A 14,046-nucleotide genomic window follows, 5' to 3' on the forward strand; every position below is an offset into this window, starting at 1 on the left:
TATTTATTGGTTTAGCTGAAAGACCTACCACTCTATTTCATATATTTTATCATCATCACTTAATTCCAGATCTTCTATCTTACAATTATACTTTTTCGCCTCCGACTGAAGAAAAATTAGTAGGTCATTATACTCTTCTGAAGAATATATAGAAACTCTCATTAGATCTGCTAATTTTCTATAAGAATTCTTGCCGCCGTTCATTTCAAAAAATGACGCATTAATATGTCTCATAAACAGATACAAATATTCATTCCCCGCATTTACAGCACCATTGAGATAAGGTAAGAGCTTTTTGGTGCCGACAGAATCATAATTTTCCATCGCCAATTCTATCCAGTATTCGAGATGTAGAAACATTGCAATGTCAGCTTTATTACTATCGACCATTCTCATATTGTATCTTAGTGCAATAATGGAAAAAACAATATGCGGCCAGGAAATTTTGAACCCGACATAAGGAATTTCTTCAATGGAATAATGACTATTGTCTTTTGTTAATCTGCTTCCGTAGGATGCTTTTCGTATTTCATACGAAAAACTGCTGATCAATTTGTTTTTGTCTTCGTAACCTTTGATATGATAAAAAGATTCGTCATTCCAGAATTTGGAAATAATTTCATAAAGGTATTCTAAATCATCACGGGTTCCCCATATTTCAACTCCTAATCCTTTTTTTGTCGGTACAGCATAGATCATTTCTGATGGTTTTGTTTTGAACAAATTTAATCAAGAAAATCTATCTTTAAAAGTTTATTATTAGGTTTACTGCTTAAATGTGAATCTGCAACTTTTTTTCAAAACCAGACCTAAAAACGCTCGGAATACCCTCCAAGTCGATTCAGGCGAAGTTTCTTTTAAAAAGCAACCTATAGAGTCGCCTATAATAAATAATCCCCGGGGCAGAGCCCCGAGGTATTCAATGGAATAGATTCTATTTTTAGTTTTATGAAAAACCATCCGTTTTTCAACCTTTTCCTCTTTTAACCCCGAGGCAAGCCTCGAGGTATTCTCTTCGAATAAAACCTTATCGTTAACAGTTTAGTATGATACTCACTGCACTTACTTAATTGGACTGCTTTGTGAATAAAAAAGAAGAGGAAGTAAGTGCTAAATACAACAAATGGGATAATGAATATCCCACGCAAAAAACTCGCAATCTGTTTGGTAAAATGTACGAGAGGGGTATTGTGTAGCTGTTCATTTTGACAAAGTGTTGCATCCGCTTTAAATCGCAAAAATGCTTTTCCGACCGCAGGGAGGAATCGCATTTTTGCCCGCCGATTCCGGCTTTTAGGCGACTTTTATCGGGTGGGTGCGGAAATCTTTCAGATTGTGAAAAAATCCCTTGTATTCGGTCATTCCCTTGCGAAACAAGTTCCACAACAAAGAACATCCCATTTGTGCCAATGATGAATTGATGAACAAATCTTGATGTTCCAATGCTTCTGCAAGTGAGCAACTTGGCGTGTTGTCTTCCTGTTCGGATTGCTTCAGCAATTCGCCCAATTCATCGGTAATAAATGGCAGACTTGCCACCGTTTCGTACTTTTCGGAATTGGGTTGCTTAATCTCTCCGATGGTAGAAAATATAACTTGTCCCGTATCTCGGCTGTTGCCAAAATCCAGCCAATATCTTGGCTCGTCTTGGTAGTGCCTGCGGTAGCTTGTTTCTTTAAGAATTTCAGCTACGTCAAACCTCGCCTGTACATTGTCCACACAAGTAATGGTAATTGTTGCCCTTGATTTTTCGGGCAGTCTGCCAAAATTGTCTTTTTCAAATTTTACCGTTTCGGCTTTCCAATTTGTACCTGCCCAGCGATTGCACCGATTGATTAAAGCAACGGATTTGTATAATCCTGTTTCACTTTCTGCAAAACGCTGTCTGCCTAAATTAGCACTCGTGATAACATCATCATCCCAAAGACGGACTTGCAACCCTGCGTGTCCCAATGCTATCAAACTCTCGTTTATCTCCATTAAGGCGGTCAATACTTTTGATCCTGTGCCACCTGCTCCGATAAGGTTTACCGAAATCGGGTTGGTAGGATTGAGTAAATAGTTGTCCGTAAAATGAACTGCTGTTTTTGTCGTATTCATCACAATAGATTTTTAAGGGTTTTATTATTCTTTTTCAATGCTTCTTTGGGAAAGGGTTTATCGGTATTGATAAGGTCTTTCCAAAGGTTCACAATGTTTTTTTTCGTCAAGTTTTCGCATAATGAATGGCTGAAATAGGAATTGAAAAAATAATGTTCCCAAGCTTGTATAAATTCCTCAACCGAAGCCGAATTTGTAATATCAATGCTCACCGTACCCATACATACATTGCCTTTTTCGTAGATATTGAAAAAAGGCGCATAATGCAATGGCGTTTTTTCCGTTGGTCTTCTGTCGCTTGCCAAAGCAAATACACTAAGACTGCTTTTGCTCGCTAACCACAGCATTGGCGGTACTTGTGCCATTCCATTAGGTATGCCCAAACTATCCACAAAATATAGTTTTCGTTGTTCTGTTTTGGTGTACCATAGCGCCGTACCTTTTTCAGCATTCGGATTGATATGCAGGATATTGGTCGGCAAGATTCCCTTTGGTTTTAAAAAGGCTTGGTTCTTTTCTTCATCGGTCTGTAAGGACTTGGCTAAAACGTTAGCTTCCTTTACGGTTAATGGATGGGCATTGATAGGTATTCCATTGCTGTCCATATCAAAATGCTCCACATACATATCGGTTTCAGATCCTTTGGTTTCATAGAAAACCAAAGCGGATTTTGGATAGTACAATGTGCCAAAATGGTCGGTTATATCTGTTGTATTTTTCATTTTTCTACCGTTTTGTATTCGTATAATAATCCACTCAAATCATTCAATAAGCCGAACAAACGGTTCTCAAAATCGAGGGTGACTGTTGGGATTTCGCTTCCGTCAAATCGTTTGGAAATAGTTGGTTCTTCCATTGCTCCATACTCGTTAAATTCATTGTTGATGGTATCTGAAAGGCTTTCGTACAACCAGCCTTTTGTATCTGCAATAAATGAAATGTACTTTTCCATTCCGATTACTTCATTTTCGTCATCATCATTACAAGGGTCTTGTTCTGGCAAAGGTGCGTTTCTGAAAATGGTTGCGTTCGGATATTCTGTAAGAAGTGCAAACGCATTGTGAGCAACTTGCCAGCATTCGCTATCGAACGCATCAGCAATTTTAAATCGGTTCAAACGCTGTTCAAATACCTTAAAATTGATACGGTTAAATAGCTTTTGTTCTATCTTATCGCCTGTATATTCGGCATTTCTTAACTCACATTTATACTTTTCAATATCGTCTGTTTGCTCGTCCTGCTCCACCCAATCTTTGTGCATTTCATATAACCAATACAAATAACTTTTTTCCTGTCTGTAATACGGAATTTGGGCAATGTGGTAGAGATAACTACACACCGATAGTAGGAGCTGTGCGGTCTTTTTACGCTTTAGGTCTTTAAGCATTTTAAAGAGTGGCACAATAGGAATATAGTACAAGGTTGTACCTGTGCTGTATCGTTCCTCGCTTGTGAAGTAGGTTTTCTTGCTATCCTGTATCAATGTAAAACCATTCCAATTGCTATTCTTTCGTTTTACTTTGGTTTCCATATCCCACATAGCCAAGGTTATATTGTAGGGAAAATCAAAATCTTTCGTCTGCATTGGCTCAATGCTGTAATGCGCGGCAAGTGTGGAAAGGGACTTGTAAAAATCCCTCTCCGTTTTCTGACAAGCCTGTACGGATTGTGCTGTTTTCAGTTTTGGCAGAAACGTACACTTTAGAATACCATTGGTAACATTGCTATCGGTACGGATTTCTGCTTGTCTTTCTGCACTTGGTTTGCATCTTTTGGTCTTTGCATCCAATTGGCGAACTCGCCCAACTGTCGGTGCAATTGCCGTTGCCGTTTCTGTTCTGGTATACTGATAACTCCCGATATAATTTGGCGTTGCATAATTCATCGCTTTATAATTTTGTTTTAACCTTTCGTACCCATTACGCTCTCAAATTTGTACTCTATTGCATCATCTTTTATTTGCGGTGCAGATACTTTTGCAGTTGTCAAAATCGGGTACATATTGGCGTAAAAATTCATTACCGATTCTACGTTCCATTTTGGTTCGGGGTCGTTCAGTCGGATTTCCTGTCCGTTGTCTTTAAGTATAAAAACTCGTTCTAATTGCGTTGCTAATAACATAGTTTAGAATTTTTGGGGGTTAGGATTCTGGGGTTAAGAAATGGCTTGATTTTCCGTAAAATTCTCAGTCGTGGTTTCTGTGAAAAGACTTGGTGCAAAATGTCTTTCGTACTCATCTTGCTTTTTACGGATAATATCTGCGTATTCGGGAAAATCCGAACCTTTCGGAAGCGCAGACCACGCATCCTTATACTTGCCTTCTTTCTCCAATTCTTTGGCTTTCTGTAAGGCTTCATTATACTTTTTGTCTTTGGTTGCTTTTTCTTTCTTCTCCTTATCGGTTTTTTCTTTTTCCATCGCTGATTTCCTCTTGGTTTCTTCGAGTTGCTTCATAAAAGATTCCATATCGACCATCAATGCGGAAGCAGTTTGTAATGGCATAGAAATACTTTCAAAAAAACCATTATCCAATTCTTCCGCTGTTCCCCTCAAATTAAGGGGCGGAATCGTTTTCCTTGCTTCGTCCCCGCACTGCTCATTATTGAGCAATACGGAAAGGACAAAGTTGCTTTCTGTGGTCGGTCGGAGCGTGATTTGCAAATCTCCTGTGAGATTGAGTTTGGCTATCTGTCTGAAAAAATTGGTCTGCATAATCTTGTTTTAGTTGGTGAGCTGTTTCAATGAAAATTCGGATGTCCAGAACTCATCGCCTAAGTTCTTTTCAAAGCAACTGTAAACAGCGTTGCCGTTACTGAATACCTGCATCTGATAACTCGACAGTTTAAAATCTATTCCCTTCAGCTCTCGTAATTCTTCCTCATTGGTTTCGATAAAAAGAACAGAATCGTCACAAAGCCATTCTCGGATCTCAAGATAACCTTCGTTGGAATAGCGGTAAAAATCGACTGCCTCGTCATTATAATTGAGCCATTTGAATGAATCGTCATTTTCAAATGCCTTTACACTGTTGAGCCTTTCCTTTTGTATTTCTTTCCACTCTACTGTTGTATTGATAATAGCAAAGTCACAAAGTTCGGATTCGTTAAAAGCCTTTATCAAAAGGTAATCGGTTGGAATGTTGGATATTTTCATTTTGTTGATATTTGATTGTTAATAATTAGAATGGCAGATCATCATCATTTTCTCCTTCTGTCACTTTGGCGTTCTGTGGTTTTGATTTGACTGTTTCAACAGTTTCCGTTTTTTGACCACCTCCGTGCAACTTGATGTTTGATGTATGGAAATTAAGACCTGATCTGATCTCTCCGTCTTTGCCGATCCACGCATTGCAACTCACTCTGCCTGTTAGCTCAACCAAAGTCCCTTTGGTAAGGATCTTTGCCACATTCTCACTGATCCAGTACGAGCAATTGTAATACGTTGTCTCTTCTCTGCGTTCACCCTGTTTAGTCTTGTAGCTATCATTGATGGCTACTGAGAAATTCACTACTTTTTTGTCATTTTTCAAAGTGTTGATTTCTGCGTTTTTAGTAATTCTGCCTACGATGTTCATAATTTTCGGTTTTAAATGTTAATAATTGACTTTTGTTAATTTTAAATTTTCAGATCTGATTGATTTGGTTCCGAGGACACTCGGCTTTTCTTTTCTTTTACTGAATTGGAAAAGCATTTTTTTCGTTTTTTGATTTATTGCTTTTCCGCTGATGTCAAAGACCGTCTGTGATGTGATTGATTCGTATAACTGAGGTTCCGGCTTTTTCTTTGCCGATGATCATAGGAAAGTATCAGGCACATAAAACCGCGAGCCTCCAACACTTTGGAGGAGAAGGCTCGAAATATTTTTGTCCGCAGGATTCAGGAGTGTCTGGAAAAATTATTGGAACGTGTGGAAAGAATTTTTATAGAAACCCAAAAATATTTTTTGGTGTGACTAATGCTGTCCTACATTTGCATTAGTAAAAAGCAAGACATCAATTGTACTTAATTACATAGATGGTCGATGATATTTCGGAATGTAAAATTCAATATCAGAAGCTGGCTTATTTCAATTTCAAAATATAAGCCTTCAAAATATGTAAACAAATTTGTTTATATTTGTATTATGAAATCACTGTTAAAATATAAAGGGATACACCCAGGAATCGTTCTTGAACGGGAGCTGGAGAAGCGTTCGCTCAAAAAGCGTCCTTTTGCTTTATCTATCGGTGAATCTGCTCAGGCCATTAATAATATCACCAATGGAAAAAGAAAGATTCCTGTTGCCCTTGCACTGAAGATCGAGAAAGAACTCCAGCTGGAAGAAGGGAGCATCGTTATCCTTCAAAGTTATTACGACATCAAGCTTGAAAAGGATAAAATGAAAGAAACTCCAAAACTTTCAATTCTTCGCAGGTCTTTGTTCTGGGATACCGATATCAACCGGATTGATTGGAACAGACAGCACAAGGCAGTTATAAAAAGGGTTTTTGAACGCGGTAATGATGATGAAAAAAATGAAACCATCCGTTTCTACGGAAAAAGAAAAGTTGAATCAGCATTAAAGTCAACCACTACGCAACCAATGAAGCTGCATAAAAAGTCATAATGAGCAATATGTATTACAATACCGTCAATGAATTACTGAAAAATAGCCTGCAGATTCTGATGGCTTCAGAAGTCTTTAAAGATTTCAGGCTTGTGGGAGGAACCTCTTTAAGCCTTCAGTTGGGTCATCGTATGTCTATAGACATAGACCTGTTCAGTGATGCAATTTATGGAAGTATTGATTTTAATGAACTGGACATTTTTCTCAGATCTGCTTTTACTTATGTAGACTCTTCCAATGATCTTGATCCGGCAATGGGAAAATCCTATCTCATAGGAACTGATAAAGATAATACCGTGAAACTTGATATTTATTACACAGATACGTTTATACGGCCAGTACTAACAGTTGAAGCAATAAGATTGGCAACAATTGAGGAGATCATTGCAATGAAAATAGATGTTGTTCAAAGAGGCGGTCGTAAAAAAGATTTTTGGGACTTGCACGAGTGCCTCCCGAATTATGGTATCGGCAAGATGCTGGAGCTTCACGAAGAGCGATATCCGTACGGTCACGACAGGGATTTGATCTTAAAGAATTTTATTGACTTCACATCTGCTGATGACGATTTCGACCCTATCTGTCTTCAGGGAAAGTATTGGGAGTTTATCAAAGAAGATATTGAAGAGGCAGTCAACAAGTATCAGAAGTCATAATTTTTCATTGAAATTACAGAACCAATCGTTCAGATCTTTGAAATCGATATACAATAAAGAACAGTCTTCCACATTTTCATAATCATTTTGAATCATTTTTTTGGTAGCTCTTCCATTAAGATCATTATCAAGGAAAAGAGAAATCTTATGATAATCCTTTAATTTTTGCTTCACTTTAAAAAGCATCGCCGTGGAATTCAGGATCAGATGATCCGGAATTGAATTTTCTTCTTTTTCTAACATTCTGTAGGTGAGATAATCAAAAAAACCTTCAAAAATGAGAACTTCATTATTTGTATGACACCCATTTTTTATCCAGGTCACATCCTTTTGGCCCAAACAGATCTTGGTATATTTATTTCTGATTTCATATCCTCCGGAATCATTCAGAAATCCTATTCCGAAGAACTTTCTACCGTCGAATCGATAAACGATCTCTTTCACCAAATGTCTTTGCTCAAAGACCTTACGGGATTTTAAGTATTCGACCAATGCTGGATGTCGGACATTTCCAACTTGGATAATTTCATAATTTTTACTGTAATCAATCTCTGCGACACTCTCCTTTTCTAAAACGGAAAGATCAAATTTATGAAGATATTTCAATGCTTCAGAAACAGAACATTTGTTGATCTGTTGGACGAGCGAGATCACATCATAACTCTTCCCTGTCCCAAAGTCAAACGCTTTATTTTTTACAAAATCAACCGATAAGCTGGGAATTTTCTCTTCTCTGTCCAAAGCAAAATAGAAAGCAGTTCTCCGATTTTCTTTTGCAGGCAAAAGATTGAATGATTCCAGAACCGTTCTGATGCTAACGCTCTCTTTTATTTTTTCGCAATTCATTTTTTTTCTTTTCAAAGCAAAATTTCTAAGCCCAGTTCCTTTTTAATAAAAAAAGACTTTTCATTTCTTTTCAGAGTACTTTTAACCAGCCGCTTTATCAGCTTCTCATAAATGGTTTGACGTCATTTTGGAACGAGTGGAATTCCGAATTACAGATCAGCGGAATTCCGAAAGATCAATGAGTGCAAATCCGAAAAACAACCTTTATAAGAATGAGCGCAATTCCGAGTTAAATTTTTGCTTTTCAATTGTTTATCCGGTTTATCCACAATGTCCTATACTTATTCACTCTCTAAACAATTTGAAATGAGCGCAATTCCGAAAACCAAACTCAAAAAATCCAAATTTTAAGACGATCTTAACTTCAGCGAGTGCAAATCCGACTATCGGATGAGTGCCATTCCGAAATACGGATGAGCGCAATTCCGAATTCATATAATAACAGGATATCCGTTCGGAAGCAATGTTCCCGTTCTGGTATTCCTGTATAGTCTGATGATGATCTCCTGAATCTCAATTAAAAATGCTTTCCCCTGAAATGAAGTTGACTTTATGCCCTTTGATCTGTTGTATCTGATGAATTCCCTGAAAGCTTTTTCGATCAGCTCACGGGTCTGCGCAATATTTTTGTACTGATAGGTAAACTGAACCATCTCATTTTCCTGAAGGCCATATCTTTTCCTGAAATATCTTAATCTTCTGGTGATTTCAGGTTGACCTGTATTTTTAACAGAAAGATCAATGTCTGTGCTGATTTTGGTATGATAAGGAAAGATGAAGATAGAATCTCCTTTGTACCTGTAATTAAATGACAAATTATTGTATTGGTGCAAGCTCAGCCTTGCCGGCTTCAGAAATTTGAAACAGAAATCATTGGCTGTCTTATAATTAAGTCCGAATTTTTTATTCAGCGTAGATAGCTTTACAGCAGTTCCATTAGCGGGCAGCTTTGATAGCCAGATGGCAAAAATGATATGTTTGTTGTTTCGGATATTATAAACCAGATTATAGAGCACATAATTGTACTCCGGAATAACCATCAGTTTCTTGAGCCAATAACTGCTTATTAAAAAGCTGGTATAACCCCTATGATCATAACTAGGCGTTGAGATAAGTCCGCCAAAAGTCTTGATTTCTTTTCCTTTAGAATTAACTGATCGGTACCAGCTCATCTTAAACTTTGCAAGAAATTCATAGGCATCAACAACCTGTTTGCTTGAACCGCTTGGAGAGATCTTGTTATTTCTGATCTTCATAGAAGCAAAGATGTTGTTATCCGTTTCAAATTCTTCATCAAATAATGAAAGCTGTTTCGGTCGGTCTTCAGGACGGAACTGCTCATTGCTTATGATGGAGATGATATTGAAGATCACCCTTAAAGCGTTGATCGGGATATCAGCGGCTTCGTGATCCTCAAAAATAAAATCATCTACAAAATGATTCCCCAACCTGATCCTCTCGGGATTGTTTTCGGTCTTGACTTCAAACTCTTTGCGGATCAGCCGCAGATCCTTTTCCTGAAACGCCATAAAATTTAAATTTTGAACTGCTTCCTTCTTAGTATTTAAGCCTATTGCTATTTACCAAAGTTGGACTTTGGCCTTTTAATATCCGGAATGGTTTGTAGTGATAGCTGATCATCGTGAGCAACAATTTTAAAAAAAGGCAGGGTACTTTTCAATGAAGATTTCCAATTGGTGATGAGCCTGTCAGAATTGTTTTTCCACCCGCTATCTTTCCAGCTCTGATATTTATCTTTGATCAGTTCATCTAATTCAGATTGATAAGCTGCTAATGTCCGAGCATACGCCAAGAACTCTTCTAACTCAGGAATCTTACTATTTTCATTTGCAGGTTGAATGGATGAAGCGTTGATTTTCTGATCTATATTGCTGGAAGGGATTTTAACTCCTGTATTTAGGAGATCCAGATTCAAATCATCTTTAAGTTCTTTAAAAGATGGTGTCATCTGAAGTTCAGAACTCTTCATTTCTTCGGGTGCTGAAGCTTCTAAAGGATGACTCAATATCAACCTGTAGGATCCCGAAACGCCATTTTTAGTCTGAAACCTGATCAATCCTAAATCACGGAGCTTTTCTTTTGTTGCCTTTACAGTTTGTCTGGTCAATCCAAGCTCTTTGCTCAAAACAACATCAGAGACTTTGAAATCATAGCCATCACTAGCCTTTGCTGTTTTTAGTAAGTACAGGTACATTGCAATAGCGGTCGAACCTGGCTTTACCTTTTCGTTAAATATCCAAAACCTTTCAATGAGTTCAAGGTAATACATTCACTATTTTTTACCGAAAAGCTGTAACGCCTTTTCTTTATCAATGATGATGATATTTCCGTTTTGGATGATGGCCTTATTCAATATTCCCGAAGACTTCACTTCCGAGGCTTTCGAAACAGAGCATCCCAGAATCTTTGCCAGACCTTTTAAGCCATATTCATATTTTTTCTCTGAATTGACTCTCTTTGAAATCTCTAAAAATTCCGCGACGGTCAACTGAGATATCGGGGTTTGAGGATCTATATTTTTCATTTGCCATTATTTTTCTGAATTGAATAAAAGAATTGTTAATTCTAAATTCATCCAATTATAATTCGATCCACAAAATTTCAAAAATGGCCAAAATATCTTTCGGTAGTTTTTCGGTACTACCGAAAGAATTTGTTGTAAGCAGTATGAATGAAGAGATTTTAAATCAAAGTCAGACCGTTATTTCATTCTATCCTGTTAAAACTTATAAAAAAAAATGTAAACCTGCTATAACCGACCGTCAATATCAATTATTGTCTCATAATTAAAGGAATTTCTTCTTTATTATTGTACTATTCCGCTTAACTTACTTTTTTTGAAATATCAATTGAATCTAAAATCATCCAACTGCAGGCTAAAATGCATCTATTAGACATAGTAACTGCGTAAATAACAAATTATCAGGAAACATTTCGGTAGTTTAACGGTACTACCGAAGAATATATAATCTGCAATAAACCAATAGTATTAGCTTACAACAATTTTTAAATATCAAGATCATTAAGGTATTGATCAAAATTATGCTGAAGCAATGATAAAAATTTAGTCCTCTCTGTTTTTCTAAAGCGTATTTCGCTAAGAGTCTTGTGGTAATTGCCCAGATTAATGTTGAGTGAATTCTCGGCCCATCGGAAAATTTCGGCTAAATCTGAATGACCTCCATTAAAGCATTTTGTTTGATGGAGAGCATATAGCAATTCAACAAGCGCAACTTTTGGCGCAGTCCACTCTAGATTCTTACTATTTTCAAAAGAATTTTCTTTTCTGTCTTTAGAATCAATTTTATCTGTCAGATACTGATCCAGAAGATCATTCGCCATAATTTGAGAGACAATATGGTCGTGGGATGTTGAAAATTCCTCATCATAGCTGTACAGTTCCGGACTCAGTTTTAACTTGAAGTCAAATTTAAAACGCACGAAATATTTTTTATCGAGATACGATGATTTACGACGGTAGTAGCTGATAAAGTCCCTTTGCTCATTATAGAAATATAAAAGATGAGCTCTCTCATTTTCATAGTATGATTTTAAAGCTTCCGGATCTGCATAAGGTTTTGAAGCCTCTATGGATAACACTTTGGAGTAATAGATATAGATCGATACAAATTTTGGTTTAGTATTCTTAAAGAAATAGATCTCTTCACTCCAGTCCGGAAACTTATACTGACGCAATATATCTTTCAATTGCCTTATCGACGAGTCAGTTTCCATCAGTATCTCTTCAGCCCGCATCACGATTTCATTATTACTCCTGTTGATCTGATCTACTGCCGTTGTAAGTTCTCTCCAAAGCTGATCCACTTTTTTCTTAAAATTTTGTCCGTTCATACGTTTTCAATTTATTGTTAACGTAAAAATCGGGTTAAAAAATAAAAAATCAGATCTTCTTCAGTTCCTCCTGTCGCTTTCTTATAAAATCATTCGGCTTGATCCCATTGATTTCCAGAAAATGTGCTGTAAAGAGCTGCCTGTTTGCCATCCCGCATTTCTCAGCAAGTGCCTCGATCTTGTAACTGAGGTATTTGTGATCCTCTAACAGTAAATTGGTAATATATCTTATCCTTAAAGCTTTAAGGTAGGTTGGAAATGTTACATCAAAGTGTACATTGAGTACATACGATAAATGAGTACGGTTGCTTCCTATCATCTTGGCAACAATCGGAAGCGTTAAATTAGGCTTTAAGAAATCTTTTTTATCCTCGAAAATCTTAAGGTCTGCCTTGATCTGATCGATAAGTTCTTGACTATACAAGCTGGTTTCACCTATGGCAACAGATGACAAAACGTCAAAGCTGGATATGTCTTTTTGGGCATTAAACTTTTCTAACAGTTCGTGATAACTGGCGGTCAGTTTCTGTTCTCTTTTTCTGAATCTCCAGATTAAAAAACTAATAATCGAAACTCCCGCACTGATGGAAAAGTACCAAGTGATCTGATGGTCTCTGACCAGCTTTCTTTTCTCATCCAGTAAAGTCTCCGTATCATACTCCCGGTAAATTTTTGAGGAGAGCATTGCAAAGTCCACATTAATAATAGAGTCCGCCTTTAAAAGCTGATTGGTGTAATAAAGCTGGTCTTTTGAGTTTTTTCTTTGTTTCGAATCGTTGATGAGGTATTCATAATTTGATCTGATCTCCGGCGTGACAAACCAAAATTTATTGACAAGGGAATCGACTTTTTTAAAATAGTTTAATGATTCATTTTTATGACCTTTTGCCCTGTATAGTTTTCCCATATAAAAATAGACGGTCGTCAATGATGCATAGTCCTGATTACGGATCAAGATATTGCGTGACAGTTTTAAGTGCTCCAATGCGCCGTCCGGATTTCCTTTTCGAAGTAGCTGAATTCCCTTTCCTTTCTGAAAATAACCCAGTTCCGCAGAAAGTCCGCTGACATTCTTAAGCCTGTCCAGGCCGATATTAATGAGAGAGTCTTCTTTATTATAGAATTTCAGATTTTTGTAACATGTACTCAACCGGTAAATACTGTTAAAATATCCGGATTCGTTATTCAGCCTGATATTCCGGTCATCACTCTCTTTTGCATTTTTTTCAAAGAATTCAGCTGCCTGCTCAAAATGGCCGGCTGCTTCCTTATAGTAACCCAGATAACTTTTAACCATTCCCAGATGATAAATAACTTTATTCTTCAAGTAATCATCCTCTGAATTTTTTGAATATTTGAATGCTTTCAGATATTCATCTAAGGCGGGCTTATACTGTCTGCGGTTGTAATAATAAATAATCCCCTTTCCCAGATATGCTCTGGAAATCTGATCGGGATCATTGGCTTTTAGAGCAGTAACAATAGTGCTGTCTGCATACGATAATTTCCGGGCAGATTCTTTGGAGTAATAGATGGCTTCTTCATAACCACGGATCAACTTTTTAAGGTTGTGGTCATTCTTTGCTTTCTCAACGTAAAGATTTACAAATACCATTGCCCTCTCATCATTTTCAGGGTATGCCTCAAACAACGCCGAGATTTCCTTATAAGATCTTTGCTGTTGTTCCTGACCGTATACAACAGATAAAAACAAATTAAAGATGAGCAGTAAAATCCTATTATGATAACGCATTATGATAAGATAAACTCAAATTTAGCGAAAAACTGATAATTAAACACGTGTTTTAACTTCACCATCAGCAATCTTGAATTAACGACTGATTTACAATATTTTAGATTTGAATTTAGAAGTAAAATGGATACATTTTTACATCGAAATGGATCCATTATTCCATCTATTCCTTTTTTCAAACCTCTAACTCTTCTAATTTCGACATCAGAATT

16 protein-coding genes are annotated in these 14,046 nt (G+C 36.9%); 2 read left to right on the forward strand and 14 right to left on the reverse strand.

Going from position 1 to position 14,046, the window contains the following annotated elements; all coding sequences use genetic code 11:
* Positions 1–24: 24 nt before the first annotated feature.
* The 8 genes from F564_RS0112390 to F564_RS0112425 all read right to left on the reverse strand — a co-directional run bounded on the left by F564_RS0112390 (position 25) and on the right by F564_RS0112425 (position 5,674).
* Entirely contained in the window at positions 25–723 is a 699-nt protein-coding gene (locus tag F564_RS0112390) for a DUF6904 family protein (RefSeq protein WP_228373901.1), read from the reverse strand.
* A gap of 570 nt (positions 724–1,293) precedes the next feature.
* Positions 1,294–2,100: a PRTRC system ThiF family protein gene (locus F564_RS0112395; protein WP_028122926.1), complete on the reverse strand. Its 807-nt coding sequence runs from the start codon at positions 2,098–2,100 to the stop codon at positions 1,294–1,296.
* A complete protein-coding gene (locus F564_RS0112400) occupies positions 2,100–2,822 on the reverse strand; it encodes a PRTRC system protein B (protein ID WP_028122927.1) in 723 nt (240 codons plus the stop codon). The genes F564_RS0112395 and F564_RS0112400 overlap by 1 nt, the downstream gene beginning before the upstream one ends.
* Entirely contained in the window at positions 2,819–3,985 is a 1,167-nt protein-coding gene (locus F564_RS0112405) for a hypothetical protein (RefSeq protein ID WP_028122928.1), read from the reverse strand. The genes F564_RS0112400 and F564_RS0112405 overlap by 4 nt, the downstream gene beginning before the upstream one ends.
* Before the next feature lie 17 nt (positions 3,986–4,002).
* Complete coding sequence (locus tag F564_RS0112410; RefSeq protein ID WP_028122929.1) at positions 4,003–4,221, reverse strand: PRTRC system protein C; 219 nt, start codon at positions 4,219–4,221, stop codon at positions 4,003–4,005.
* Positions 4,222–4,254: 33 nt separating this feature from the next.
* Positions 4,255–4,812: a PRTRC system protein E gene (locus tag F564_RS19230; protein WP_051259662.1), complete on the reverse strand. Its 558-nt coding sequence runs from the start codon at positions 4,810–4,812 to the stop codon at positions 4,255–4,257.
* Between the two features lie 9 nt (positions 4,813–4,821).
* The gene (locus tag F564_RS0112420; protein WP_028122930.1) at positions 4,822–5,253 is read right to left on the reverse strand and encodes a hypothetical protein; all 432 of its coding nucleotides are present in this window, start codon (positions 5,251–5,253) and stop codon (positions 4,822–4,824) included.
* 25 nt (positions 5,254–5,278) lie between these two features.
* The gene (locus F564_RS0112425) at positions 5,279–5,674 is read right to left on the reverse strand and encodes a single-stranded DNA-binding protein (RefSeq protein WP_028122931.1); all 396 of its coding nucleotides are present in this window, start codon (positions 5,672–5,674) and stop codon (positions 5,279–5,281) included.
* 549 nt (positions 5,675–6,223) lie between these two features.
* On the opposite strand from F564_RS0112425, the gene F564_RS0112440 reads away from it, so the two are divergent.
* Both F564_RS0112440 and F564_RS0112445 read left to right on the forward strand, forming a co-directional pair.
* A complete protein-coding gene (locus tag F564_RS0112440; protein WP_034981529.1) occupies positions 6,224–6,706 on the forward strand; it encodes a helix-turn-helix transcriptional regulator in 483 nt (160 codons plus the stop codon).
* Positions 6,706–7,362: a nucleotidyl transferase AbiEii/AbiGii toxin family protein gene (locus F564_RS0112445; RefSeq protein ID WP_228373902.1), complete on the forward strand. Its 657-nt coding sequence runs from the start codon at positions 6,706–6,708 to the stop codon at positions 7,360–7,362. Before F564_RS0112440 ends, F564_RS0112445 begins: the two co-directional genes overlap by 1 nt.
* Here the strand turns inward: F564_RS0112445 and F564_RS0112450 are convergent.
* The 6 genes from F564_RS0112450 to F564_RS0112480 all read right to left on the reverse strand — a co-directional run bounded on the left by F564_RS0112450 (position 7,357) and on the right by F564_RS0112480 (position 13,834).
* A complete protein-coding gene (locus F564_RS0112450) occupies positions 7,357–8,208 on the reverse strand; it encodes a toprim domain-containing protein (protein ID WP_028122935.1) in 852 nt (283 codons plus the stop codon). The two genes, F564_RS0112445 and F564_RS0112450, sit on opposite strands and share 6 nt — an antisense overlap.
* A 431-nt stretch (positions 8,209–8,639) precedes the next feature.
* Positions 8,640–9,737, reverse strand: coding sequence for a hypothetical protein (locus F564_RS0112460; RefSeq protein ID WP_028122936.1), 1,098 nt, complete (start codon positions 9,735–9,737; stop codon positions 8,640–8,642).
* A gap of 47 nt (positions 9,738–9,784) precedes the next feature.
* Positions 9,785–10,498, reverse strand: a complete 714-nt coding sequence (locus F564_RS0112465) for a hypothetical protein (protein ID WP_028122937.1) — start codon at positions 10,496–10,498, stop codon at positions 9,785–9,787.
* Between the two features lie 3 nt (positions 10,499–10,501).
* Positions 10,502–10,753, reverse strand: coding sequence for a DUF3853 family protein (locus tag F564_RS0112470; protein ID WP_028122938.1), 252 nt, complete (start codon positions 10,751–10,753; stop codon positions 10,502–10,504).
* Between the two features lie 482 nt (positions 10,754–11,235).
* Positions 11,236–12,081, reverse strand: a complete 846-nt coding sequence (locus tag F564_RS0112475; protein ID WP_028122939.1) for an RteC domain-containing protein — start codon at positions 12,079–12,081, stop codon at positions 11,236–11,238.
* Positions 12,082–12,130: 49 nt separating this feature from the next.
* Entirely contained in the window at positions 12,131–13,834 is a 1,704-nt protein-coding gene (locus tag F564_RS0112480) for a helix-turn-helix domain-containing protein (protein ID WP_028122940.1), read from the reverse strand.
* Positions 13,835–14,046 lie beyond the last annotated feature (212 nt).

The organism is Epilithonimonas tenax DSM 16811, assembly GCF_000428485.1.
In the GTDB taxonomy this organism is placed as follows: Bacteria; Bacteroidota; Bacteroidia; order Flavobacteriales; family Weeksellaceae; genus Epilithonimonas; species Epilithonimonas tenax.

Bases quoted from the DNA above. Each gene is read 5' to 3' on its own strand.
- F564_RS0112395 (WP_028122926.1), bottom strand. From the start codon at position 2,100: ATGAATACGACAAAAACAGCAGTTCATTTTACGGACAACTATTTACTC.
- F564_RS0112400 (WP_028122927.1), bottom strand. From the start codon at position 2,822: ATGAAAAATACAACAGATATAACCGACCATTTTGGCACATTGTACTAT.
- F564_RS0112405 (WP_028122928.1), bottom strand. From the start codon at position 3,985: ATGAATTATGCAACGCCAAATTATATCGGGAGTTATCAGTATACCAGA.
- F564_RS0112410 (WP_028122929.1), bottom strand. From the start codon at position 4,221: ATGTTATTAGCAACGCAATTAGAACGAGTTTTTATACTTAAAGACAAC.
- F564_RS19230 (WP_051259662.1), bottom strand. From the start codon at position 4,812: ATGCAGACCAATTTTTTCAGACAGATAGCCAAACTCAATCTCACAGGA.
- F564_RS0112420 (WP_028122930.1), bottom strand. From the start codon at position 5,253: ATGAAAATATCCAACATTCCAACCGATTACCTTTTGATAAAGGCTTTT.
- F564_RS0112425 (WP_028122931.1), bottom strand. From the start codon at position 5,674: ATGAACATCGTAGGCAGAATTACTAAAAACGCAGAAATCAACACTTTG.
- F564_RS0112440 (WP_034981529.1), top strand. From the start codon at position 6,224: ATGAAATCACTGTTAAAATATAAAGGGATACACCCAGGAATCGTTCTT.
- F564_RS0112445 (WP_228373902.1), top strand. From the start codon at position 6,706: ATGAGCAATATGTATTACAATACCGTCAATGAATTACTGAAAAATAGC.
- F564_RS0112450 (WP_028122935.1), bottom strand. From the start codon at position 8,208: ATGAATTGCGAAAAAATAAAAGAGAGCGTTAGCATCAGAACGGTTCTG.
- F564_RS0112460 (WP_028122936.1), bottom strand. From the start codon at position 9,737: ATGGCGTTTCAGGAAAAGGATCTGCGGCTGATCCGCAAAGAGTTTGAA.
- F564_RS0112465 (WP_028122937.1), bottom strand. From the start codon at position 10,498: ATGTATTACCTTGAACTCATTGAAAGGTTTTGGATATTTAACGAAAAG.
- F564_RS0112470 (WP_028122938.1), bottom strand. From the start codon at position 10,753: ATGAAAAATATAGATCCTCAAACCCCGATATCTCAGTTGACCGTCGCG.
- F564_RS0112475 (WP_028122939.1), bottom strand. From the start codon at position 12,081: ATGAACGGACAAAATTTTAAGAAAAAAGTGGATCAGCTTTGGAGAGAA.
- F564_RS0112480 (WP_028122940.1), bottom strand. From the start codon at position 13,834: ATGCGTTATCATAATAGGATTTTACTGCTCATCTTTAATTTGTTTTTA.